Genomic DNA, 23,637 nt, shown 5'->3' with positions numbered 1-23,637 from the left:
TATGACTCATGAATAAAAGAAAGTACGCCGTGGTGCCATTGTTGATCGCATCCATAACCATGCTCCTGATCTCGGGCTGCGGCAAGGAAAGCGTAGGAACGAACGCTGCGGGAAGTGAAGGAGCGACGCTAAAAATCGCGGTAACGGAGGCGAGCCCGCCTTTCAGCTTTGTGGACAAGGACGGCAAGCTGGTAGGGTTTGATGTGGATTATGCCAATGAGATCGGAAAACGCTTGAACCGGAAAACAGAAATCGTCAGTACCGCTTGGGACGGAATCATTCCAGGTCTCCTGGCGGATAAATACGAGCTGATCATTGGAAGCATGGCCATTACAGAGAAGCGAAAGGAATCGGTAGCTTTTAGTTCGCCTTACTATGTATCGGGTGCTGCCATAGTCGTTCACCAGGATAATCAAGAGATCAAAGCTCCAGCTGATTTGAAAGGCAAAAATGTGGGCGTAACTTTGGGCACTACCTACGAGGAGGAAGCGAAAAAACTCGGGGCAAACGTCAAGACATACGATTCCGAAGTCGCTCAATTGACTGACTTGGAGAACAAACGAATTGAAGCCATGGTAACAGACAAGTTTATTGGAGCATTTACGATTAATGAAACGAAGCGTCCATTGAAACTTTTAGATGGCTTGCTGTATGAGGAGCAGATTGGCGTTGCCATGCGCAAGGAAGATAAGGACTTGTTGACGCAGGTAAACAAAGCAGTCGAAGAGATTATCAAGGACGGGACTTATGAAAAGCTGGCAATGCAGCACTTTGGGACAAAGTAAGCCTATTCGTCGGATGGCAACAAGAGGGGAGTGATCAGACGTGGATTTTCAGTTAATGATCGATTCGATTCCAGTCCTGTTAAAAGGGGCTTGGATTACGGTCACCGTAACGATTATTTCGATGGCGTTAGGGCTATTTCTGGGGATGGGTGCTGCTCTAGCCAAGCTGTCCAATGTGAAAATCGTTCGGTGGGTGGCAACACAATACATTGACATTGTGCGGGGAACACCATTGCTAGTGCAATTATTTCTGATCTATTACGGGCTGCCACAGATTGGTCTCACCATTGATCCGTTCCCCTCGGCTGTGCTGGGACTTGGAATCAATACAGGTGCTTACGTTGCGGAGGTGATTCGAAGCGGCATTCAAGCTGTAGAAAAGGGGCAGCGGGAAGCGGCCTTTGCACTTGGACTCTCCTCTTCGCAAACCATGCGTCTGATTATTCTGCCACAAGCTTTCAAAATCATCATTCCGCCCCTTGGAAATCAATTTATTCTGCTCATTAAGGATTCCTCGCTGGTTTCCACCATTACACTGGTTGAGTTGACCAGAACAGCACAGCGCATTATTAGTACGACATACAAGCCGATAGAGCTGTATATCGCAGCAGCAGTCTTGTACTATATCGCTTCTCTGCTTGCGACAAAGCTGATTAACAGACTGGAGAAGAAAGTGCGTGCAAGCGAGTAGGAGAAAGTGAGCAGGCAAGGAGGCATATGCTGATGGCGGATAAGCCAATCGTAGAAATCAAAAATTTGTACAAAAGCTTTGGGGAAATAGAAGTGCTAAAAGGAGTGAGCCTTTCCGTTTCCAAAGGAGAGGTAGTCGTGATTATCGGAAGTAGTGGCTCGGGAAAAAGCACACTATTGCGATGTATTAACCGACTGGAGGAGTTCACAGGCGGCTCGATTCATTACAATCAGCAAGACATTTTGACGAGTCAAAATGCACTGCGAGAAATCGGGATGGTTTTCCAACAGTTTAATCTGTTTTCACATAAGACGGTGCTGGACAATATTATGCTCGCGCCCATCCAGGTCCTGAAAAAAGCAAAGGAAGAAGCATCGGTAGAGGCAAAGGCTTTGCTTGGCAAGGTAGGGTTGGAAGAAAAAGCGAGTGTGTTTCCCTCCAAGCTATCAGGTGGACAAAAACAGCGAGTGGCGATTGCCCGTGCTTTAGCTATGAAACCGCAAGTCATGCTGTTCGATGAACCTACTTCAGCCCTCGATCCCGAACTGGTGGGTGAAGTGTTACGGGTGATGAAGCAACTGGCGGAAGAAGGCATGACAATGCTGATCGTCACACACGAGATGGGTTTCGCACGTGAGGTGGCGGATCGAGTGGTTTTTGTTGATAAAGGAGTGATCGTGGAGGAGGGACCGCCTGAGGAACTATTTAACAATCCGCAAACAGAACGTTTGAGGCTGTTCCTCAGGCGCGTTTCTGAGACCGAGGAGTAAAAGATATAAAAGGCAAAAGAGCTCTTCTGACACACATGTGCAGAAGGGCTCTTTTGTGTGAAGGACTTCCATGAGTGTTACGGAAGTGCAATAAAAAGTCGGGAAATTCAGACTAGATGGATACAAAGATGACCAAATTTTGGTTATCGATCTGCTGAAAGAAAAAGGCTATGACGTACAACGAGTGAAATAGTAAAAAGGCACTCTAAAGTGGCTCCCCCACTTGAAAGTGCCTTTCTTCGTCATTTTTCGCTTATACTGTAGATAAATGATATTTCGTACTGGTGCAGGATAGGGAGCTACATATGATAGTAGTAAAACAACTGTTGGAGCATTGCAGCAGAGCTTTTGGCAGCCGGGTAGAATTGTATCAATCGGATGAAGCGGACGTCCTGATCGCTGTTTTTCCACCTACCAGGAGGCGAGGGTGGTGGACGTATGTCACGCTAGAGCTGTTCCGAGCAGGATCAACTGAGTGTCTGATGTACTCGTACAAGTTTGAGCGGGAAATGATCACCTTGTTGGCGCGAGTAGCTGCTCAAGTCATGAGAAAGGGGGAGCAGCAGCAACTGCGTTATCGACTTGCGCCGGGAGAGGTCTTTTTTTTGGAAAGCTCGATTCTGGAAGCATCCAGCTTGGACTTCGTGATTGCGACGCCGGCAGATTATGAAGAGGATGGATTTGATTATTTTACGAACGGTACAGAGGTCGTTCGTTTCATTATGCTTCATGCGATAGCCAGGTCTGAGGCGGCGTTTGCGCAGAATCATGGACTGGATGCATTGGAGGAATTGTTTGCGAGTGCCGATGTCGATTCCCTGGACTTCATGCGTACCCCAGCCATATGAGAAGGGAGCGAGCGGGATGAAAACAGTTCGAGTGAGAGTAACCGTGGTAGTCGTTTATCAAGAGCAAATCCTGCTAATTCGGGAAAAGTCGGGTGGAAAAATAGGTTACAGTTTACCGGGTGGCAACGTCGAGTATCTCGAGGGGATCCCGGATGCCGTGAGAAGAGAAGTGTGGGAAGAAACAGGATTGCTCGTAGAGATGGATCGTCTGCTCTGGGTAGACGAACGCATCGATCGGACAGGTGAAGGAAAGCATACAGTCGGGATTGCGGTGCTGGCTAGGCTCATTGGCGAGGACACGACTCCCATACCAGGTGGATTGGATGACGAACATATCGAATGGGCGGGCTGGGTTTCGCTTGCGGAGTGGAAGACGCTCCCGCAATACGCCTATTCCAGACAAGAGCAGGTCATCCAGGCGCTAGAAGGTGACCATTACAAGCCTGCATACATCGGAAACATGCTCGACAAGCAGAATCCATGAGCCTGACGTTGATGCAATCCGTATGGACTCAAGCACCAGAGCTCCGAGGACACCTTTGTTATCTGGCTTTTGCGGGCAGTCATAGCTACGGTACGAGTACCGCAACCAGTGATGTCGACTTGCGGGGAATTGCCTTCGCCCCCGCAGAGGCGATGTTTGGGCTGCAAAGCTATGAGCAAACGATCCTGTCAGAACCGGATCTGGTCGTGTACGCGTTGAACAAGTACATTCGCTTGGCGGTAAAAGGCAACCCCAATATCGTGGAGATGCTTTACGTGAAGCCGGAGCATATCGTTTATACTACGGCGCCTGGGGAAGAACTGAGAGCGAGCCGTGAGCTGTTTTTATCCAAGCAGCTGTACCATTCATACGGTGGCTATGCCATTCGCAATCTACGAAAGCTGGCGAGTGCCGGGCAGCAGTATGATGCCAAGGACGCCCATCATTTGATCCGCCTCCTGCAAATGGGCAGAGAGCTGCTGGAATCAGGAGAGCTTGAAGTAGCTCGGCCAAATGTGGAGGAGCTCATGGCGATCAAACGAGGGGAATGGAGTGTGAACGATCTGCTCCCCTATGCAGAAGAGCTGTTCGCTCAGATGACGGCCGCTCATGAAAGCTCGCAACTGCCGGAAGTGGTAGGTGGAGAGGCACTGCAAAAGCTGGCGATTCGTTTGAATCAGGCGTTTTATACATGAATCTAGATAGATAAATGGGAATAGCAGAACACCGACCCTTCATTCTCAGGTCGGTGTTTTCGTATTTCATTGCTTTGCTTCTATGCCTTCTGTTTTACTACTGCAGTTCTTCCTTTGGCCACAGACGCTACCACGATCAATGCGGCCAATATAGCGCCAAGGGTGACGGACTCGGAGAGCAACAGCCACGAAGCCAGTATAGTTAAAAACGGTTGAAGATATTGTGTCTGACCGACTCTCGCTACACCGCCAATAGCCAGACCGTGGTACCAGGCGAAAAAGCCAAGAAACTGGCTGATGACACTGACGTAGCCAAACCCTAACCATGCCGTCCCTGAGGCATGCTGTAACTGGGAAAGAAGCGGCCCTGCGATCGGGATGACCAGAAAAGGGAAGGAAAATACCAAAGACCAGCTAATGACTTGCCAGCCACCCATCGTTCGGGCTAGCTGTCCACCTACCGCATAGCCGATTGCTGCAGAGATCACGGCCGCGAGCAACGCCAAATCCGCCCAATGCAGGGCACCGAATCTGGAGCTGATGGCATACCCGAGAATGGCGAGGCAGCCGACTCCGCTCGAAACCCAGTACATCCGGGCAGGACGCTCACCTGCAAAGAATGTGGCTGCGCCAGCCGTCGCCAGTGGCAGCAACGCAATGATAATCGCGCCGTGTGTGGCTGGGACGCGCTCCATGGCCCAAGCCGAGAAAAAGGGAAAGCCCACTACGACTCCTCCCGCGACAAGAATCAGCTGCTTGGTCTCCTTCCACGAGGGAAAGGGAACTCGTCTGATCAGCAATACAAGTGCAGCCAGGATGGCAGCGACCAAGGCGCGTCCCAGACCAGCCGTCATTGGTGTAAGCGCGGTCAATGCCACTTTCGTCGCTGGCAGTGTTAGGCTGAAGCTGCATACGCCCAGTAACCCGTAGAGCATTCCTGCCTTTTCATTGTAGAGGCCACTTCCTACCGTCAAAGGTTGTGCCACCTGTTTTTTTTCGAGCGATACTTCCGCCTTCATGAGAATCCCTTCCTTCATATGCGTGACGATCGTTTTTTTCATCGTAAGACTCTGAGTCGATAAAGGGTAGAGCCAATTGGCCGGAGGATTGGTAGGCCAATTTGTCGAACGTCATCGTACAGGTATCCATAAGCGAAAGGGAGGTCAAGGAAAATGGAGTGGCAGCCAGACAAGCAGGGGGATACCCCGGTCTACCAACAAATTACGCGATGGCTGGAACAGCAAATCATACAGGGAGATTTGCCCCCTGGTTCTTCGCTTCCGGCAGAGAGAGTGTTGGCCCAGCGCTTTGGAGTAAATAGGGGAACGGTGTCCGCCGCTTATGAAGAATTGCGTGCAGCGGGATTATTGCAATCCATGCAAGGCAGCGGGACGTGGGTCAGTCGTCATTTATGGGGAGTACAGCGGGTTCCGAATTGGCACAAATATACGAATGGGGGAGCTTTTTTGCCTGCCTATCCTTTGGTCAAACGAATTCAGGAGGCATGCTTCGATCCATCGATCATCAATTTGGCCAAGGCTGAGTTAGCGACGCCGCTCATTCCATCCCTCGATGCAGAGGCATTATTGCGATTGCAGCAATCCCCACAGTTTGAGCTCGGATACACCCACCCCAAGGGAGATCAAGGATTGCGAGAGGTTCTATCGCGGCATTTGGGCAAACAATACGGAATCTCAGCTTCGCCGGAGGAGATTCTCGTGACATCTGGCGCGCAACAAGCGTTGCATCTGATTTCGCTTTGCCTGCTGAGTCCGGGAGATGCGGTGGCAATGGAGGGGCCGTCTTACTCGTACTCCTTGCCCTTGTTTACCTCAGCGGGACTGCGTCTGTACAAGCTATCGATGGATGCAGAGGGTATCATTCCTGAAGAAATCCGCCGTTTACATCAGGAGCACAAGCTGCGCATGGTATTTGCTAATCCGACGTACCACAATCCTACCGGCTCCGTCATGAGTGAACGTCGCCGGAGGCAAATTCTCGATACATGTATGGAATTGCGAATTCCGTTGGTAGAAGACGATGCGTATGCTGCTCTTGCCATGAAAGATAGCAAGAGACCGCCGCTGCCGATCAAGGCTATCGACACGAGCGGTACCGTTCTTTACGTAAATAGCGTGTCCAAGACGATCGCACCTGGCCTGCGTATCGGCTGGTTAGTCGGACCGCGTTCCGTCGTAGAAAGGCTGGCAGATGCCAAGCAGCAGATGGATTTTGGTACGAGCACGGTCTCCCAGCAGCTGGCCCGATCGTTTTTGGAGCATGACAGATGGGAAGCGCAGATCGAGCGGTTGTCGACGTATCTGTACCACCAACGACGCGCAATGGTAACAGCCTTGGAGACTCATCTGGCCGACTGGGTAGAGTGGAATGTCCCAGAGGGCAGCTATCATGTGTGGTGCCGTCTGCGTGAGCCGTGTGATGAGCGCCTGTTGTTGGATGCAGCCATACGGGAGGGAGTCGTGTACAATCCAGGTAGCGTGTACGGAGCAGAAGCAGGGTGGCTTCGGTTGACGTATTCATGGGAGAAGCATGAATCCATCGATGAAGGAGTACGTCGACTGAAAAAGGCGCTTCTCGCGACACAGTAGTACTGTTTTGGCTATAACCTGGAGGATTTGGGCTCATACTAGTGACGGTTACAATGATACCGGAACGAGGTGTGAACCGGATCAATGCGATCGATGCGCCTACGACCCTGATAAGTCGAATGGCAGAACTGATCATCCAACGCTCATAGTAGTCGTCAGGGGCTTGAAACAGCATGGAAAATGTGACTGGGACAATTAGGACAAATGGGCTACCATCCACCATGATGGCCACGCGTCCTTCCACCAAAGCAGCCAGGACGTTGGATGGGCGTTCAGTATACTTTTAGTTCTGGATCCGGATATCTGCGCCTGATCAGCGACAGATTCGTGTGCAGGGATTCCACAAAGCTGTCCCGTGGTCCACGAAGCGAGCTTTCATTCTCGGATTCCTGAATGCTTCTGTGTTCCATACCTTTGCCAATAGCGATATAGGCTGTTTGATCGGAATCTTTGATGATGACCAGATTGCCTTGAAGAATCTCATTCATCGCTTGATCCAGGGAGGTTAACGCCGAGAATGGCATTTCATTGTTGGGCCAATGTAGCTTTTCGATAATATGATCTTGAATGTAGGGAGAATCGATTAGGCTTTCTAGAAAACAGAGGGTAAAGGACTCGTCTTCGATGCTGATTTGACTGCTTTGATAGTCGGAGCTATCTCTTAAGCGAGCGGATAGTTCCTGAGACCAATTCATGGCAGTACCTCCTGATGAAGGAATATAGGTATTGTGAGACAAAATGGCAGCATTATGCACGAAAGGGCGAATTTTATGCAGAAAAAACGGTCTTCTCGGGCAGTTGCAAAACGGAACGAAAGGAGTATAATAGGGATATGTTTCGTTAGGTAAACATTTTTGGTCATAGCAAATCCTATATTTTTTTATCTAAAAGTTGCACATGCGCAAAAAAAATGGATAAGACCACAAAGGTGGGTGGAAATAATGAGAACTGGATCAAATACGAGTGAAGCAGTTCAAGAAAGTAGTTGGAGAAACGAGACATCACAGCCGTCATTGCCCGAAGTTCACCGGTCGTTGAAGGTTCCTCAAAAGGGTTCCGTGATTCGCAAGTTTCTCGCGTTTGCGGGCCCTGGGTACCTCGTAGCGGTCGGTTACATGGACCCAGGGAACTGGGCGACCGATATTGCCGGGGGATCGTTGTTTGGTTATTCGTTGCTGTCTGTGATCATGCTGTCCAATCTGATGGCGATCCTGCTGCAGGCACTGGCTGGAAAACTAGGGATCGTGACAGGGCGAGACTTGGCACAGGCTTGTCGGGATCACTACAGCAAACCAGTGGCCATGGGCTTGTGGGTGCTGTGCGAGCTGGCCATCGCGGCTTGCGATTTGGCAGAGGTAATCGGGGCGGCGATTGCTTTGAATCTGTTATTTGGAATTCCGCTTGTATATGGGGTACTGATTACGGCCCTGGACGTCCTGATCGTGCTCCTTTTGCAAAACAAAGGCTTTCGCTACATTGAAGCGATCGTGATCGCATTGATCGTGACCATCGGCGCGTGCTTTGCATTTGAAATGATTTGGTCTCAGCCGGAAGTGAAAGAAATCTTGGGTGGATTTATCCCGACTGCCGAGATCGTCAAAAACCCGGCAATGCTCTATATCGCGATCGGAATTTTGGGTGCAACCGTCATGCCGCACAACCTGTATCTACACTCGTCCATCGTGCAGACACGACAATATGAACAAACAACACTCGGCAAACGAGAGGCGATCAAATACGCAACAGCCGATTCTACGATAGCCCTAATTTTCGCGCTAGGGATTAACGCTGCGATTCTGATCTTGTCTGCAGCGACATTCCACAGAGCGGGTATGACAGAGGTAGCAGAAATCGGTGACGCGTATCACTTGCTGGCTCCTCTCCTCGGTACGACGCTTGGTAGCATTTTGTTCGGTGTAGCCTTACTTGCAGCAGGGATGAACTCGACGCTGACAGGGACACTGGCAGGGCAAATCGTAATGGAAGGATTCCTGAACCTGCGAATCACTCCGTGGCTCAGACGATTGATTACACGGATGATCGCCATTATTCCGGCTGTTATTGTGACGGCGCTATACGGTGAGAGCGGAACGACTCAGCTGCTCATCCTGAGCCAAGTCATTCTTTCGCTCCAGCTGTCCTTTGCTGTGGTACCGCTGGTGAAGTTTACGAACGACAAAAAGAAAATGGGGGAGTTTGTAAATGCCCCTTGGCTGAAAGGATTGTCCTGGATCGTAGCGATCATCATCATGGTGTTAAATGCCTATTTGCTTTATCAAACTGTATTTGGATAACGATTCACCCTTATCCCCTCCACATTTTTGGAGGGGATTTCCTTATTTACGCAACCTTTTTCTTTCTGGATCGTATGAAAAATAGATGCATTTATGGAAAGGAGTGACAGTTGTGGGTGTACTTGAAACCATCTACATCGTCTGCCTTGTGTGCGGCATCCTTTACGCACTGGCTTCATTGATCTTCGGTCATACCGGTGGTGACTGGATGAGTCACGGTCATTTTCATTTGCCTGTGCTTCAGCCGATCCTGCTCGTGAGTGGCGCGACGGCTTTTGGCGCAGCAGGGTATCTGCTCAATCGCTTTACGTCCTTATCTGATCTGATGGTTCTGGGTTTGGCAATCCTGATTGGGATCGGACTGGCAGTGGCCTCGTACTTCCTTTGGGTAGAGCCGATGAGCAAGGCGGAGAATTCCACCGGCTACGCGATGAGCCAGCTGGGAGGAAAACTGGGAGAGGTCAGTACAACGATTCCAGCAAACGGATTGGGAGAAGTGCTGGTGAAAATGGTCAGTGGAACTACCTTTCACATGGCAGCCACTCTCGATGGTGTACCGATCAGGCAAGGATCGCGCGTCGTCGTGGTAGAAGTGCGCGACCACGTTTTGTACGTCACCCCATTTCCGCATGATGATGCAAAAAAAGAGGAGGAATGAGTAATGACGCTAGAACCGGGCATTTTGGCGATCGTAGTGGTTGTCGTGGCGGTATTCGTCGTATTGGGTATCGCATTTTGGGCGAGGTACAAAACCGTTGGTGCCGATGAAGCCATGATCGTGACGGGAAGCTATCTCGGCTCGAAAAACGTGCTGAGTGACGATTCCGGTCGCAAGATGAAGATCGTTCGCGGCGGTGGTGCTTTTATTTTGCCAATTTTTCAACAAGCTAATTTCTTGAGCCTGCTGTCCCACAAGCTCGATGTGTCGACGCCAGAGGTGTACACGGAGCAGGGAGTGCCGGTCATGGCGGACGGGGTAGCCATTATCAAGGTAGGCGGCTCGATTGATGATATCGCTACAGCAGCCGAACAGTTTATGGGCAAGACGGATGAAGCGTTGAAATCAGAAGCACAGGAAGTGTTAGAAGGCTACCTGCGCGCCATTCTGGGCAGCATGACAGTCGAGGAGATCTACAAGAACCGGGAGCGCTTTGCTCAAGAGGTCCAATCCGTAGCGACCAAAGACCTGAAGAAAATGGGGCTGTCTGTGGTCAGCTTTACCATCAAGGACGTGCGTGACAAAAACGGCTACCTGGCAGCCCTCGGGATTCCGCAAATCGCTGCGGTCAAACGCGACGCGACAATCTCTCAGGCGGATGCAGACAAGGAAGCTCGGATCAAGCAAGCACAAGCAGAGGAAGAGGCTCGTAAGGCAGAGCTATTAAAAGAAACGAACATCGCAGAAGCCGAAAAGGAAAAAGAATTAAAGGTCGCAGCCTTCAAGCAGGAGCAGGATAAGGCGAAAGCGAGTGCGGACCAAGCCTACAAGCTGCAAGAGGCAGTCGCGAAGCAGCAAGTAACGGAAGAGGAAATGAAAGTCGATCTGGTTCGCAAGCAAAAAGAAATCGAGCTGGAGGAGAAAGAAATCCTCCGTCGCGAACGCCAATACGACGCAGAAGTGAAAAAGAAAGCGGATGCGGATCGTTATTCGGTCGAGCAGGCGGCAGAAGCGGAAAAGGCCAAAAAGCTGCGTGAAGCGGATGCTGTCAAATACCGAATCGAAGCGGAAGCCAAAGCGATGGCAGAGCAGAAACGACTGGAAGGTCTGGCGATTGCCGAAGCCGAAAAAGCGAAAGGTAGTGCGGAGGCAGAAGTCACTCGCCTGAAGCTGGAGGCAGAAGCAGAAGGGAAAGAAAAACTGGCAGATGCATTCGAAAAATTCGGGCATGCAGCTGTTCTCGACATCATTGCGAAAATGCTGCCGGAGTTGGCTGAAAAAATCGCCGAGCCGATGAAAGCCATCGACAAGGTGACGATCGTCGACGCAGGTGGTGGACAGGGAGACGGAGTCAATCGCTTGAGCGGGAATGTGACCAAGCTGATGGCGCAGCTGCCTGAAATGTTGAAAGACGTTTCTGGCCTCGATATGAACAAGATGATTACGGACTTTATGCAAAAAGGGGGGACGGCACAGCCTGCAATCGAGACACCTGTAGCCATGAAGCTTCCGGAAGAGGTAGAGCTCGCACCGATTGCCGCTACTACAGATTCCAAAAACTAAACAATGGTAGCTGGATAGATGATGGCAAAAAGCCCCTCCCAATAGGAAGGGGCTTTTTGGCGCTAATCGCTTCCTTGGTCGCCCTGGCCGACTTTTTTTGTCTTTCCGTACAAGCGCATCATCTCGGAAACGGTTACGAACTGATACCCGCGTTTTTGCAGCTCAGGAAGGATTTCTCGCAGGGCTTTGACAGTCTGGCTACGATTGCCCCCGTAATCGTGAAAGAGTACGATGTCGCCGTTGCGAGCATTGTTTAGCACTTTGTTTACGATCCTGCGGACACCTGGGTCGCTCCAGTCTCGCGTATCCTGGTGCCATGACCACATGACGACGAGAAAACCCTCCCGTTTTGCGACGTTAACCACCGAATCACTGTAGTACCCTCCCGGAGGCCGGAACAATTGGGGTCTTATACCGGTGCTCTCATAAATGATTTCCTGCGTTTTCTCCATTTCCGTTTGCAAGCGAGCATTGGAAATCCGTCGTACATCCGGGTGGCTGTACGTATGGTTCGCCAACTCGTGCTGTTCCTTAGCCAGCTGGCGAGCGACCTCTGGAAAGGATTTTACACGAGAACCAACAACAAAGAAGGTTGCCTTTGCGTTGTACTGCTTGAGCAGTTCTGCGATTTGTGCGGTGTACTGGGGATCGGGTCCATCGTCAAAGGTCAGAGCCATTACTTTCGTGTTCGTAGGTACTTCCCAGACAATTTCGCCACGGGTTTCGTAATAATCGCGGTCCCTTTGTGTTCGGGCCAGAGCAGAGCCAGTCAGAGACGGAATGAGCAACATCATCCCGATGAAAATGGCCAAAGCCTGCTTCTTCATCTTTATTCACCTCTTGGCAATGGAAGATAGAACGTGCATGCATTCGCGTTCTTAACGTGTAAGGATTAATAAGCGCGAGCGCTTATTAATTATGGAGCGCATGTAAAACCTTCCGCCAAAACGCGGTCGCTCCTCTATGGACCAGCCTCGATAGAGGTTTTCTTACTATGCGCCAAGCGTTGGCGATTATGTGGTGGACAGGAAGTCTGCCGAAAAAGCATGGATGGGTAAACGATCCTTGTATGGTCAAGCGAAACAACGGGTTTGTGTCCTAATTGCGATGTCTGTCAGGAAAAGACACTTGTGCTTTTTAGATGGATACTTTAATCTAGTATCAGATTTGCCTGCAGAAAAACAAGCTGGGTGAAAGAGATAGGCAGATGGAGGAGAAAACATGAAGGTTGCAAAATTTGGTGGTACTTCACTTGCGAATGCAGAACAGATAAAAAAAGTATGCAGCATCGTTAGGGCAGATCAAGAGAGACGTCTCGTAGTCGTCTCCGCCCCGGGGAAGCGATTTAAGGATGATACAAAAGTAACCGACTTGTTGATCAATTATGCCGAGCGCTATCTGGAAACGGGAGAAGCAGCGGCAGAAAAGCAGGCGATTCTCGGTCGTTATCAGGAAATCGTGGCGGAACTGCATCTGTCCGTTGAGGTAGGGGCACAGATCGAAGCCGAACTGGATGAAGTCCTCTCCAATGAGAAGAGACTGTCCCCGGATCGGTTCATGGATGCGGTCAAAGCAGCAGGAGAGGATACGTGCGCAAAGGTCGTCGCGCATTATTTACGCAGCCTGGGTGAGGAGGCACACTATATAAATCCGCAAGAGGCGGGCATGCTTGTCACTGATGAAGTCGGGAATGCTCACGTCTTGCCGGAAGCCTACGAGAAGCTGTCTGCGTTGCGTTCCGGGTCCGGCATTACAGTCTTTCCAGGATTTTTCGGGTTCACCAAGACAGGGGATCTAGTGACGTTCTCACGCGGTGGGTCTGACATTACGGGATCGATTTTGGCAGCGGCGGTCAAAGCGAATGTATATGAGAACTTTACGGACGTCGATTCGGTCTACGTGGTAAATCCGAATCTGATCGCACATCCAGTAGAAGTAAAAGAGATTACGTACCGTGAGATGAGGGAGCTGTCGTATTCGGGGTTTGGGGTCTTCCATGAGGAAGCGTTGATCCCTGCTTACCAAGCCAACATCCCGGTCTGCATCAAAAATACAAACAATCCATCTGCACCGGGCACAATGATTGTGAGCGAGCCGCCTGTATCCACTAAACGAGTATCGGGTATCGCCAGTGACAGCGGTTTTTGCAGCATATATGTCAGTAAATACTTGATGAACAAGGAAATTGGCTTTGGACGCAAGCTTCTGCAAATTCTGGAGGAGGAATATCTCTCCTACGAGCATACGCCATCTGGTATCGACAACATTTCAGTCATTTTGCGGGAACGTGATCTGACGGCTGATAAGGAGCAGCGGATCGTGGAGCGGATCCAGAGTGAGCTTAGGGTAGACGACGTCTCTGTGACGCACGGACTCGCTCTAGTGATGATTGTGGGCGAAGGCATGAGACAGTCGGTAGGGACCACTGCGCGGGCTACGGCTGCCCTGGCTACTGCGAAGATCAATCTGGAAATGATCAACCAGGGCTCGTCTGAGGTAAGTATGATGTTCGGGGTCAAGTCAGAGGAGGCAGACCGTGCTGTGATCGCCTTGTACCAGGAGTTCTTTGGCTGTGAAGAGGATGAGAAAGCGACTGCCCATCAGGCTTCCTCTGTTATGGTGTAAGAGCGTAGATCAAATCCTCCCTCGTTCCATTGGTACGCCCGCCACTCTGGCTCGCTGCTGGCGAGACTGACGATCCAGTAGCTGAGTGATCGATAGTGCCAGCCATTGCGGTCGCTCTGGGAAGGAATCGGTGGAGTATGCGGATGGGTATGCAAGACACCTAACCATTGCAAGTTCGCTTCACGGATGATGGCCAATGCACGGAGGAAGGCAGCGCCATCCCACGAAAAGGTGTGCATGTCCTTCTTGGGAGAAGTCATGGGGATATGATCGGTGATAGCTGCTCCCCGTCCGATCAGCAAAGCTGAATATTCATATGGGAACGCCTCTTGTGCTTCAGCCAGGAGGCGTTTGTGTACTTTTCGGGTCAGGGATAATTTGTTATTCTTAAACGCAAAGGGTTCGCCTAACCAATCTGGTGACATGGATGCCCTCCGTTTCTTTTCCGATCGAAATCTTTGGACCTGGAGGTTTCAGGACAATGAGTACCATACATATAGGAGTCTGCGGCTGGGGCGATCATCACGATCTGTACACGCAAGGTGTAAAAAACCGCGACAAGCTTTCTGTCTACGCAAGTCATTTTCCCATTGTCGAAGTAGACAGCTCCTTTTATGCCATTTTACCACAACGAAACTATGAGTCTTGGGTCCGGGAAACACCGGATCGTTTTGGTTTTGTCGTCAAACCGTATCAAGCGATGACTGGGCACCAGCGGGGCAGTGCACCCGTGGACAGACGGGAGCTGTTTCGACAGTTTGAGGAAAGCATCCAACCGCTCGTAGAGGCAGGCAAACTCAAGGCGCTGCTGTTTCAATTCCCGCCGTGGTTCGATTGCACGAGGGAAAATGTTCAGTATGTAAAGGCATGTCGCCAAGCACTCGCAGCCTATCCGTTTGCAGTAGAATTTCGGCAACGAAGCTGGTTCAATGTTCAATTTCGCGAGCGTACGCTGGATTTTTTGCGGACAATCGAAGCGGCGCATGTCTTGTGTGATGAGCCACAAGTGGGGAATGGTTCCGTGCCGATTGTGGTCGACGTCGCACATCCCGCACGGGCGCTGGTCCGCTTTCATGGACGCAACCATTCTGGCTGGAGAGATCCAGGGGAAGGTCAGAACTGGCGAGATGTTCGCTACCTGTACCGTTATTCGGAGGAAGAACTGGCAGAATGGGTTCCCCGAATTCAGCAGATCGCCGACGATGCGGATGAAGTGTGCATTTTGTTCAACAATAACTCTGGGGGCGATGCGGCTTTCAACGCGAAGCAACTTGCAGACATGCTAGGTGTGCGTCCCAGCGGGCTGAATCCCCGACAGATGGAGTTGTTTTAAACAGAGAAAGAAGGGTTCACATGCTTGCAGCTATGGCAATCTTGTTTTTATTCATTGGAGTGGCGGCAGGTGTCGTCGGCAGTATTGCTGGTCTGGGTGGAGGGATCTTTTTCGTTCCTGCTCTCTTGTTTTTTGCGAACGCCTATATTCCGGACTCCATGACAGCGCAGGTTGCTGCGGCGACCTCATTAATCGTCATCGCAGTAACGGCCTTATCTTCTTCCATTTCGTACCTCAAACAAAAGAAGGTAGACGTCCAAAGTGCCTTGCTCTTTTTTATAGGTAGCGCGCCAGGTGCTATTGTGGGTGTCTACCTTAATAAATTACTACCATTAGAAGGATTTACGCTTTTGTTTGGCTTGTTCCAGCTGCTCATGTTTGTACTGATGATGATCAAAGACAAACTCAAGCCGAGAAATATCCAATGGGAAGTCAAACGCCATTTCGTCGACCATGAGGGGAACGAGTACGAATATGGATACAGTAGATGGACCGCCATATTGATCGCCTTTTTCGTGGGAATTACTTCTTCCCTGTTTGGAGTAGGTGGCGGTGTACTGATGGTACCTGCGATGATGATTTTGTTTCGCTTTCCTCCACATATCGCGACGGCGACATCGATGCTCGTCATTTTCTTCTCTGCTGTGATCGGTTCGGTAACGAATGTGTTGCACGGCAATATCGACTGGTTGTATGCAGCGATGCTTGCGCCGGGGGCATGGGCAGGAGGAAAGCTCGGTGCCATCGCAGCCAGCAAGATGAAAGGACGCACGATCGTGCTTGTCTTGCGCGTGTTGATCTTGGGCATAGCCATACAAATGATTGGGGAATCCATCCTCGGATAAGCTCGTACAGAGAGGGAGGGGAAAGTCTTGGCAGACACCTGTACCTTGCACATGCTGCACACCAACGACCTGCACAGCCATTTCGCAACGATGCCGCGTATCGCGACCTGCTTTCGTACGCATCGGGAGAAGTGGGAACACCGGGGAGAGCATGTACTAATTGCAGACATCGGTGATCATATGGACCGAATGGACATCAAATCTGAAGCGAGCTATGGGAAAGTGAATGTCAGCGTGATGAACCGGACTGGCTACGAGTTTGCGACGATCGGGAACAACGAAGGCATCACGCTCCCGAAGGAAAGGCTCAATGACATGTACGAGGAAGCTGCCTTTACCGTCATTGCAGGCAATCTTCTGGATCCTCAGAGTCAGACGACGCCAAAGTGGGCCGTACCGTATGTCATTCATGAATATCAGAACTTGCGGGTAGCACTATTGGCAGTGACGATTCCTTTTGTCCCCTCATACAGCAGCATGGGCTGGGAGATACGAGAACCGATCCCGATCATTCGAGAGCAGCTAGCGGCCTTACGTGATCGAGCAGATGTCTTCGTGCTCTTGTCCCATCTGGGATACCAGGCAGATTGTCGCCTCGCTGCGAAGATTGAGGGACTGGATGTCATTCTGGGAGCTCATACTCATCACACGTTGCAGCAAGGGGAGAGAATCGGCAAAACGCTAGTCGCACAGACAGGTAAATTCGGGCAGCACGTGGGGCATGTACGTCTGGTTTGGGACCGCATGACCAAGCAGGTGACAGATGCCAGCGCAGAGCTGTTTGCTACCGCTGATTATTTGCCTGACGAAGAATTGACGACGTTTCTATTCGAGGAACATGTGAAAGCAGAGCAAATCCTTCTACGCCCTGTTGCTGAGCTGGAGCACGATTTGCAGGCAGCATGGATGGAGGAGACGCCGTTTGGATCATTTCTGGCTGCCAGCATTCGTTCGTGGACGGGGGCAGAGATCGGTTTGGCCAATGGGGGCTTGCTACTCGCGGATCTGCATCAGGGCAAGATTTCTTTCGCTGACCTGTTACACAGTCTGCCGCATCCGATCAATGCATGTGCAGTCACGCTGACAGGAGAACAGCTGACAAATGTCCTGGAGCAAGCGATCCAGCCAGAAACTATCCAACGTGAGCTGCGTGGCTGTGGTTTTCGCGGAAAGGTAGAGGGCTGGATGGGCGTCGATGGGCTGCGTATACGCTACATCGCAGGAGAACACCCTCACATCGTACAGATCGAAGTCAATGACCAGCCGTTGGTTATGGATCGGGAATATCGGGTTGGCACGGTAGACATGTACATGTACAACCGGCTTTTTCCAGACTTGCTGCAAGGAAGCCAGATACAGTTTTTTCTCCCGCAAATGCTTCGGGAGGTCGTAGCCCAAACAGTGATGGATCAGAGGATCGTTCAGCAATCCTTTCTTCCCAGATGGGAACGGGTGACTCTCCCTTGAGGAAAAGGATGCTCCCCAATGACAAATCTAGGGCATGCTAATTAGAGAGGGGGGAGCGAACCATGCGGTTTATCGACGAAGTATATGAGCTGTACAAGGGGCATTTCAACGGGGCCGAAGAGGACATCACGGCGATTGTCGTAGGGATTCTGGATGAACAATCGCGAGAAGACTTGCTTGATCTGGTAGACGAGATGGACGGAGAAGAGCTTTTTCACATGCTGGCGACATATATGATCGAGGTCATGAAGCGCAAAGTGGCGATGGAGGACGAGAGCTCCCCAGCGACTTTGATGCATTGACTTACGCAAACACACATTTCTTTCTCGTGTCATAGGATGGTAACGCTACGAGACAGGAAAGAAAAAGGAGGGTTGCGCAATGGTCGAGGTAGTACCTGTTCATTTTCCAGAAGGAACGGCCATCGCCGTCACGGTTCGACTGCCAAAGACGACATTGTTGGCTGTAACGACAGACAATGGATATATCATGTGTGGGGCGCTGGATGTGGGACTGTTGAATGAAAAGCTCGCCAGTCGGGAGATTTTGGCGGGGCGGGCAGTCGGAGTCAAAACGATTCAGGAACTGCTGGATGCACCCCTTGAATCAGTAACGACAACTGCAGAAAAACAGGGAATTACAGCAGGGATGATCGGGCGGGATGCCGTCGTGAAGATGCTGTAGCTCTAAATACAGGATTTGTAAAAAGAAAGACGCCTTTGTCGAAGAGACAAGGGCGTTTCTTGGTTTATGACGTAGAAAAAATAAGCATGTAGAATCCAGTCGAATCACGCTATAATAGGGGTACCCTGAGGAAAGGCGAATGTTGGAAATGAGACTGAAATCCATTCAAAAGTGCCGGCCGGGTGACACGCTGGCCCGTTCTATCTATACGGAAAACGGAACGGTTCTCGTTGGGGCTGGCGTGGAACTTACCCAGCGAATGCTAGAAAGACTCAAAGGTAAGAACATCACAACTCTTTACATACAGGATAAGCGCACAGAAGACATTATGGTGGAAACTGTCATATCCGAGCATACCCGAAGAGCGGCGATGTCGATCATTCACGATACGTTTCGCACAGTAAATGACTTTCCCCAAAAATGGCAGCAGATCTTTACAGACAAAGCATTTGGTCGCGAATTGCGTCAAGTGATGACAGCTGTCGCGGATGAATTAAATGCTTCTCGTTCTGCCATGAACTTACTGGCGGATGCATGTGCTTTCGACAATTACATATTTACACACTCTTTCAACGTCGCTTTGTACAGTACAGCGTTGGCATTGAAAACGGACTGTTCTGAGAAGGAAGTGCTGGAAATCAGCATAGGCGGCATGCTACACGATATAGGGAAAATCCACGTTCCGGATGAAATCTTGAAAAAACCCGGTACACTCACGACAGAAGAATATGAATTGATGAAAAAGCACGCGGAAATCGGATTTGAAATGCTGCGGCGTCAAGAGGACATCCCTTTGTTGGCTGCTCACTGCGCGTTTCAGCATCACGAGAGATGGGATGGTTCCGGCTATCCACGACGATTGAAAAAGGATGAAATCCATCCGTTTGGGCGGTTGATGGCGGTCACGGACGTCTTTGACGCACTGACTTCTCATCGGGTCTATCGTCGCGGGATGCTGCCGCATGAAGCCATGGAAATCCTATACTCAGGCTCAGGCAGACTGTTTGACCAAAAGTATGTAGAAGCGCTGCGGGACACGATCGCCCTCTATCCATTGGGACTGAGTGTCACGCTGAATACGGGTGAAACCGGGGTCATCGTGGATTCCAATAAAGGAATGCCCAGTCGCCCTATTATACGGATTCTCCTGGACGAAGACGGGCAAGAATTGACTCAGCCTTATGAATGTGATCTATCCAAAAAATTAACCCTCATGATTGTAGCGTGCGACGAGCTTGTCTAGTCAGTAAGGATGGACAAGCTACAGCCATTCCTTCCTTTTGAAAATGAGGAACATCGTCAGTCCGATCCCTGCCATGACGCCTAGCACGATAAAGTAGCCATAGGGTTGTCGCAGCTCCGGCATGTAGTCAAAGTTCATGCCATAGATGCCTGTGACGATCGTCAATGGCATGAAGATCGTGGTCAGAGCGGTAAAGACGCGCATAATGTCATTGGCGCGTCCGGCGAGTGCGGACTGATACGCTTCTCGCAAGTTCCCGATCAGCTCGCGAAAGGTCTCAAAGCTTTCTACGACTTTGGCGGCATCCTCCATAATATCCCCAAAGTACTTCCGCATGGATGGTTGAATGAGCGGAAGTTCTTTTTTATGTAGAGCGTCTATCAGATCCCGTTGTGGCACAAGCATTTTGCGAGCGTATAAAATTTCACTGCGCAGTCCAATGATTTGATCCAAATGGGATTTGCGCGTGTTCATCAAGATTTGTGTTTCCAGATCTTCAATCAAGTCTTCGATCTTCTCGATCACGTCGAAATAACGGTCGACGACTAGATCCACCAAATAATAGAGAAATACATCAGGACGATTCCCTTCTTTTTCGCGGAGGAGGGCAAGCATGGAAGTGAATTCAGGAGCCTCTTGCTTTGTGACCGTAATGATCGTATTGCTGCCGAGGAAGACATTGATTTCGCGCAAAAAAATGTCCTGATCATGAAAAGCGATTCCGTTCATGACGAGAAAGTAATGGTCGTCGTACACCTGGAGCTTGGGACGTTGTTCTTCCTCGTCGATACAGTCTTCTACGGCCAGATGATGCAAGCCGAACAAGGGTTGCAGAACATCCAGATCAAACGGGGTAGCATCGATCCAGTAAAATCCGTTGACGGGCGGCTGTACAGTCTCCTCCACGTCGTCAATCTCGGTAATCAATCCGTTTTGTATCAACCGTATCTTCATCATCATCGATTCTCCTGCAGGTAGAATGGTTGGGATTCATGCGCGGCCATATGTGGGTGAGAATCAGCTCGTAGGCGTTGCGCAAGGCCTGTCGACTGGGAGGTTGAGGTGCTACCGGCTTCTCTTTTGGCGTATCCATCTAAAGAATCGCCTCCTTCACAGCTCTCTCTCATACGTATGACCTTCGGCTCGTCTATTTTCGTATATGTGCCAGACGGGATATCTCGTCAGATGGATAAATATGATTACCGTCTATTTCCTGACGCGAAACATGGATCATAGCAGCAGCCACGTCATTCGCTTGTACAGGACGGAAAACACGGAAAGGCCCGATCATTAGATGGGTGAGCAAGGGGGATATACGAGCACCGAATGCTTCGCCTCTGCGGTATTCCTGGCGGTTGCCCAGCAACAGGGACGGTCGAAAGATGTGCAGGGCTGGCAGTCTCAGCTGCTGCAAGGCATTTTCCAAGTCTCCCTTGACCCGGTTATAGAAAAACGAAGAGTGGCTATCTGCGCCCATTGCAGTGATGATGAGGAACTGACGAGCGCCGGCAAGACTCGATAAGCGGGCAATTTCCAACGGATAGGTGTAATCCACTTCGCGAAAAGCTTCCCGGCTGCCCGCTTTTTTCATCGTGGTCCCCAGACAGCAAAAAACATCAGATCCGGATAGCCATTCCTGGCACTCCTCCAGGTGGTGAAAATCAATCGTTCGAAAGTGGAGGCGAGGATGGTCAATCGCGAGCGCACTTCTGCCGAAAGCGATGATGTCCGAGTAGACTTCTTCCGCGAGCAAAAGATGGAGCAAGGTGTTGCCGACCAAGCCACTCGCGCCAAATAGTACGGCTCGTTTCATGGGATAGTGTTCCTCACTTTCCAGATTTCATCTAGATGATTTTACCATATCTCGTAAAGCATGGTCTGTGGACAAAAGAACCGTTGTCCACTCGCTATTGACAGAGGTGGAACAAGCAGATGAAAATAATGGTAGGAAGCGCTTTCAAATAATTCCGAATCGTGTGGAGGGGAATTGGATGATGCGTACACGCAAAGTAGTATGGAAACCGTCACAGGAATGGCACGAGTCGAGCAATCTCGCACGTTTCATGAAACAGGAGCAGATTGCCGATTACGAGACATTGATCAGGCGGTCCGAGGAAGATGTGAGCTGGTTTTGGAACGCCTTTATTCGCTTTGCCGGTATTGAGTTTGCCCAGCCCTATCGTGAAGTACTGGATTTCTCAAAAGGGTTGCCGTGGCCACAATGGTTTGTGGATGGAAAGATCAATCTCGTGCATAACTTTTTGGACAAATGGGCAGAAAATGAAGCTACCGCAGGCCGGCCTGCACTTTTCTGGGAAGGAGAGGCAGAGGAAGAGAGACGGTATACGTTTCGCGAGCTGTACCTCCAGGTGAATCGGTTCGCCAACGCGCTAAGCAACCTCGGTGTTGAGCGGGGAGATCGAGTCGCGATCTACATGCCGATGATACCCGAGACGGTCATTGCGCTGTACGGTATCTACAAGGCCGGAGCGATTGCTGTTCCGCTCTTTTCAGGATTTGTGCCTGAGGCCGTTGCGGTGCGCTTACGGGATGTAGAGGCCAAGGCAGTCGTGACCGCTGACGGATTTTATCGCGGAGGACAGCAGGTGCTGCTCAAGCATGTGCTGGACAAGGCGTTGGAGACGGCCCCCACGGTACAATGTGTACTGATCGCAGAGCGGATAGGGGAAAAGGCAATGCTCGTACCTGGGCGTGACTGGCATTGGAATGAGCTCATGACGGATGCGTCGGACGAATTCACGACGATCGAGACGGACGCAGAGGAACCGTGCATGGTCAGCTATTCCTCAGGGACGACAGGAAGTCCGAAAGGCATCGTCCATGTTCACGGCGGGATTGCGGTGAAGACGGCAGAGGTCGGGATGTTCATCTACGACACACATCCCGATGATGTTTTTACCATGGTGACGGATTTCGGTTGGATGATGGGTCAGCTTCCGCTATTCTCTGCTCATAGTGTCGCGGCACCCTTTTTGATCTATGAAGGGAGCCCGATGCATCCCAATCCGGGGCGGTTGTATCAGATCATTGAGAAGTACAAGGTGAAGGTGTTTGGTGCGCCAGCAACGGCATTGCGGATGCTAAAGACGTACGCGGAGCCTTTCCGTGAAAATGCGGACCTCTCCACACTGCGAATATTGGGACATACAGGAGAGCCGATTGACGAAGAGACGTGGACATGGTATTTGTCCTGGACGAATGGCAAGGCACCCATCATCAATGGAAGTGGCGGCACCGAGGTATTTGCGGAGATTCTTTCTTCTACGTGCCTAACTCCGCAAAAGGCAACGTGCCTGGGAGCGACCCCTGCAGTCGGAGCGAGAGTCGTGGACGAAGCAGGCAATCCGGTGCCTGCTGGAAAGTCGGGCTACCTCGTCTTTACCGTGCCGCAGCCGGCACAGACCCGTGGCTTTTGGAGAAATCGCCAGCGTTATTTGGATACGTATTTTCCACTGGGAGAGCATATGTGGTATCAAGGCGATATGGTCACGATGGACGAAGAAGGCTATTGGTTCCACCAAGGGCGGGCAGATGATGTCATCAAGATATCAGGCAGACGGACGGGGCCAGGCGAGCTGGAGGATGTGGTGAGCCAGTATCCGGGCGTGCTGGAAGCGGCAGCGATTGGTGTCCCCCATGCGGTCAAAGGAGAAGAAATCGTCCTGTTCATTGTGATGACACCAGGTGCGAGTCTGAAAACGAGCGAGCTCAAGTGGCACGTGACGAGCTCGCTGGGCAAGCCATACGAACCGGCTGAAGTACACCTCGTTTCGGATCTGCCGAAAACGCGCACCCAAAAAATCATGCGCCGCCTCATTAAGCAACGATTTCTGGGCGAAGCGTTGGGTGATACCTCCAGCCTGATGAATCCGGGGGCACTGGAAGGTTTGCCGAAGCGTTCGGCAGTGGATCAATGACGTAGCCATCCCATTTCAATCGCAAAGCTCTCCTGAAGTGCTAATCGGCATTTCGGAGAGCTTTTTTACTTGCTTCTTTTTTTCGTTCGCGGTGATAATGGGAGG

Annotated in this window: 25 protein-coding genes and 1 pseudogene; 18 read left to right on the top strand and 8 right to left on the bottom strand. The window is 50.8% G+C overall.

What is annotated here, in order from left to right:
* Window positions 1-8: 8 nt before the first annotated feature.
* The 6 genes from AN963_RS14305 to AN963_RS14280 all read left to right on the top strand — a co-directional run bounded on the left by AN963_RS14305 (window position 9) and on the right by AN963_RS14280 (window position 4,273).
* Window positions 9-785, top strand: a complete 777-nt coding sequence (locus AN963_RS14305) for a transporter substrate-binding domain-containing protein (RefSeq protein ID WP_055745231.1) — start codon at window positions 9-11, stop codon at window positions 783-785.
* A 40-nt stretch (window positions 786-825) separates the two neighbouring features.
* Window positions 826-1,476, top strand: coding sequence for an ectoine/hydroxyectoine ABC transporter permease subunit EhuC (gene ehuC, locus AN963_RS14300; protein ID WP_201783753.1), 651 nt, complete (start codon window positions 826-828; stop codon window positions 1,474-1,476).
* Between the two features lie 47 nt (window positions 1,477-1,523).
* The gene (locus tag AN963_RS14295; RefSeq protein WP_055746312.1) at window positions 1,524-2,246 is read left to right on the top strand and encodes an amino acid ABC transporter ATP-binding protein; all 723 of its coding nucleotides are present in this window, start codon (window positions 1,524-1,526) and stop codon (window positions 2,244-2,246) included.
* Between the two features lie 305 nt (window positions 2,247-2,551).
* Window positions 2,552-3,094, top strand: a complete 543-nt coding sequence (locus AN963_RS14290) for a suppressor of fused domain protein (protein WP_055745230.1) — start codon at window positions 2,552-2,554, stop codon at window positions 3,092-3,094.
* 16 nt (window positions 3,095-3,110) lie between these two features.
* Entirely contained in the window at window positions 3,111-3,578 is a 468-nt protein-coding gene (locus tag AN963_RS14285) for an NUDIX domain-containing protein (RefSeq protein WP_055745229.1), read from the top strand.
* 11 nt (window positions 3,579-3,589) lie between these two features.
* Window positions 3,590-4,273, top strand: a complete 684-nt coding sequence (locus AN963_RS14280) for a nucleotidyltransferase domain-containing protein (RefSeq protein WP_161827284.1) — start codon at window positions 3,590-3,592, stop codon at window positions 4,271-4,273.
* Between the two features lie 80 nt (window positions 4,274-4,353).
* Here the strand turns inward: AN963_RS14280 and AN963_RS14275 are convergent, their stop codons facing one another.
* Window positions 4,354-5,334, bottom strand: a complete 981-nt coding sequence (locus AN963_RS14275) for a DMT family transporter (RefSeq protein WP_407922546.1) — start codon at window positions 5,332-5,334, stop codon at window positions 4,354-4,356.
* Between the two features lie 111 nt (window positions 5,335-5,445).
* Here AN963_RS14275 and AN963_RS14270 point away from each other — a divergent pair, with 111 nt between their 5' ends.
* Window positions 5,446-6,882: an aminotransferase-like domain-containing protein gene (locus AN963_RS14270; RefSeq protein ID WP_055745227.1), complete on the top strand. Its 1,437-nt coding sequence runs from the start codon at window positions 5,446-5,448 to the stop codon at window positions 6,880-6,882.
* A gap of 139 nt (window positions 6,883-7,021) precedes the next feature.
* Here the strand turns inward: AN963_RS14270 and AN963_RS32560 are convergent.
* Both AN963_RS32560 and AN963_RS14265 read right to left on the bottom strand, forming a co-directional pair.
* Window positions 7,022-7,105 (bottom strand): annotated as a pseudogene (locus AN963_RS32560) (spore germination protein); the annotation flags it as partial.
* A gap of 49 nt (window positions 7,106-7,154) precedes the next feature.
* Window positions 7,155-7,577 (bottom strand): spore germination protein, encoded by a 423-nt coding sequence (locus tag AN963_RS14265; RefSeq protein WP_055745226.1) that lies wholly within the window; start codon window positions 7,575-7,577, stop codon window positions 7,155-7,157.
* 246 nt (window positions 7,578-7,823) lie between these two features.
* Between AN963_RS14265 and AN963_RS14260 the strand changes: the two genes are divergently transcribed.
* The 3 genes from AN963_RS14260 (at window position 7,824) to AN963_RS14250 (ending at window position 11,397) form a co-directional block, all read left to right on the top strand.
* Window positions 7,824-9,176 (top strand): Nramp family divalent metal transporter, encoded by a 1,353-nt coding sequence (locus tag AN963_RS14260; protein ID WP_083496942.1) that lies wholly within the window; start codon window positions 7,824-7,826, stop codon window positions 9,174-9,176.
* Window positions 9,177-9,288: 112 nt separating this feature from the next.
* On the top strand, window positions 9,289-9,834 hold the full coding sequence (locus AN963_RS14255) for an NfeD family protein (RefSeq protein WP_055745225.1): 546 nt from the start codon (window positions 9,289-9,291) through the stop codon (window positions 9,832-9,834).
* A 3-nt stretch (window positions 9,835-9,837) separates the two neighbouring features.
* Window positions 9,838-11,397, top strand: coding sequence for a flotillin family protein (locus tag AN963_RS14250; protein WP_055745224.1), 1,560 nt, complete (start codon window positions 9,838-9,840; stop codon window positions 11,395-11,397).
* Between the two features lie 62 nt (window positions 11,398-11,459).
* Here the strand turns inward: AN963_RS14250 and AN963_RS14245 are convergent, their stop codons facing one another.
* Window positions 11,460-12,224 carry a polysaccharide deacetylase family protein gene (locus AN963_RS14245; protein ID WP_055745223.1) on the bottom strand — a complete coding sequence of 255 codons (765 nt, stop codon included), beginning with the start codon at window positions 12,222-12,224 and terminating at the stop codon, window positions 11,460-11,462.
* A gap of 394 nt (window positions 12,225-12,618) precedes the next feature.
* Here AN963_RS14245 and AN963_RS14240 point away from each other — a divergent pair, with 394 nt between their 5' ends.
* On the top strand, window positions 12,619-14,022 hold the full coding sequence (locus AN963_RS14240; RefSeq protein WP_055745222.1) for an aspartate kinase: 1,404 nt from the start codon (window positions 12,619-12,621) through the stop codon (window positions 14,020-14,022).
* Here the strand turns inward: AN963_RS14240 and AN963_RS14235 are convergent.
* Window positions 13,998-14,447, bottom strand: a complete 450-nt coding sequence (locus AN963_RS14235) for a M67 family metallopeptidase (RefSeq protein WP_055745221.1) — start codon at window positions 14,445-14,447, stop codon at window positions 13,998-14,000. The two genes, AN963_RS14240 and AN963_RS14235, sit on opposite strands and share 25 nt — an antisense overlap.
* Window positions 14,448-14,503: 56 nt before the next feature.
* On the opposite strand from AN963_RS14235, the gene AN963_RS14230 reads away from it, so the two are divergent.
* The 6 genes from AN963_RS14230 to AN963_RS14205 all read left to right on the top strand — a co-directional run bounded on the left by AN963_RS14230 (window position 14,504) and on the right by AN963_RS14205 (window position 19,594).
* The gene (locus tag AN963_RS14230; RefSeq protein WP_055745220.1) at window positions 14,504-15,355 is read left to right on the top strand and encodes a DUF72 domain-containing protein; all 852 of its coding nucleotides are present in this window, start codon (window positions 14,504-14,506) and stop codon (window positions 15,353-15,355) included.
* Window positions 15,356-15,375: 20 nt separating this feature from the next.
* Complete coding sequence (locus tag AN963_RS14225; RefSeq protein WP_055745219.1) at window positions 15,376-16,200, top strand: sulfite exporter TauE/SafE family protein; 825 nt, start codon at window positions 15,376-15,378, stop codon at window positions 16,198-16,200.
* 27 nt (window positions 16,201-16,227) lie between these two features.
* Window positions 16,228-17,667, top strand: a complete 1,440-nt coding sequence (locus AN963_RS14220; RefSeq protein ID WP_055745218.1) for a bifunctional metallophosphatase/5'-nucleotidase — start codon at window positions 16,228-16,230, stop codon at window positions 17,665-17,667.
* A 62-nt stretch (window positions 17,668-17,729) separates the two neighbouring features.
* Window positions 17,730-17,969 carry a DUF6154 family protein gene (locus tag AN963_RS14215; protein WP_055745217.1) on the top strand — a complete coding sequence of 80 codons (240 nt, stop codon included), beginning with the start codon at window positions 17,730-17,732 and terminating at the stop codon, window positions 17,967-17,969.
* Window positions 17,970-18,048: 79 nt separating this feature from the next.
* A complete protein-coding gene (locus AN963_RS14210; protein WP_055745216.1) occupies window positions 18,049-18,351 on the top strand; it encodes a YunC family protein in 303 nt (100 codons plus the stop codon).
* Window positions 18,352-18,499: 148 nt separating this feature from the next.
* Window positions 18,500-19,594: an HD-GYP domain-containing protein gene (locus AN963_RS14205; RefSeq protein WP_055746309.1), complete on the top strand. Its 1,095-nt coding sequence runs from the start codon at window positions 18,500-18,502 to the stop codon at window positions 19,592-19,594.
* A gap of 18 nt (window positions 19,595-19,612) precedes the next feature.
* On the opposite strand, the gene corA is transcribed toward AN963_RS14205, so the two are convergent.
* Genes corA through AN963_RS14195 form a run of 3 tightly spaced genes read right to left on the bottom strand, consistent with a single transcriptional unit; the run spans window position 19,613 to window position 21,407 of the window.
* Window positions 19,613-20,548: a magnesium/cobalt transporter CorA gene (gene corA / locus AN963_RS14200; RefSeq protein WP_055746308.1), complete on the bottom strand. Its 936-nt coding sequence runs from the start codon at window positions 20,546-20,548 to the stop codon at window positions 19,613-19,615.
* Window positions 20,505-20,687 (bottom strand): hypothetical protein, encoded by a 183-nt coding sequence (locus tag AN963_RS30895; protein ID WP_152985669.1) that lies wholly within the window; start codon window positions 20,685-20,687, stop codon window positions 20,505-20,507. Before AN963_RS30895 ends, corA begins: the two co-directional genes overlap by 44 nt.
* Window positions 20,688-20,741: 54 nt before the next feature.
* Window positions 20,742-21,407 (bottom strand): NAD(P)H-binding protein, encoded by a 666-nt coding sequence (locus tag AN963_RS14195; protein WP_055745215.1) that lies wholly within the window; start codon window positions 21,405-21,407, stop codon window positions 20,742-20,744.
* A 178-nt stretch (window positions 21,408-21,585) separates the two neighbouring features.
* On the opposite strand from AN963_RS14195, the gene AN963_RS14190 reads away from it, so the two are divergent.
* Complete coding sequence (locus AN963_RS14190; protein ID WP_055745214.1) at window positions 21,586-23,532, top strand: AMP-binding protein; 1,947 nt, start codon at window positions 21,586-21,588, stop codon at window positions 23,530-23,532.
* Window positions 23,533-23,637: the final 105 nt, after the last annotated feature.

The sequence above is a fragment of the Brevibacillus choshinensis genome (assembly GCF_001420695.1).
Taxonomy (GTDB): Bacteria; Bacillota; Bacilli; order Brevibacillales; family Brevibacillaceae; genus Brevibacillus; species Brevibacillus choshinensis.
The sequence above is the reverse complement of the archived record's forward strand: the minus strand, read 5'-3'. Positions and strand labels throughout refer to the sequence as shown.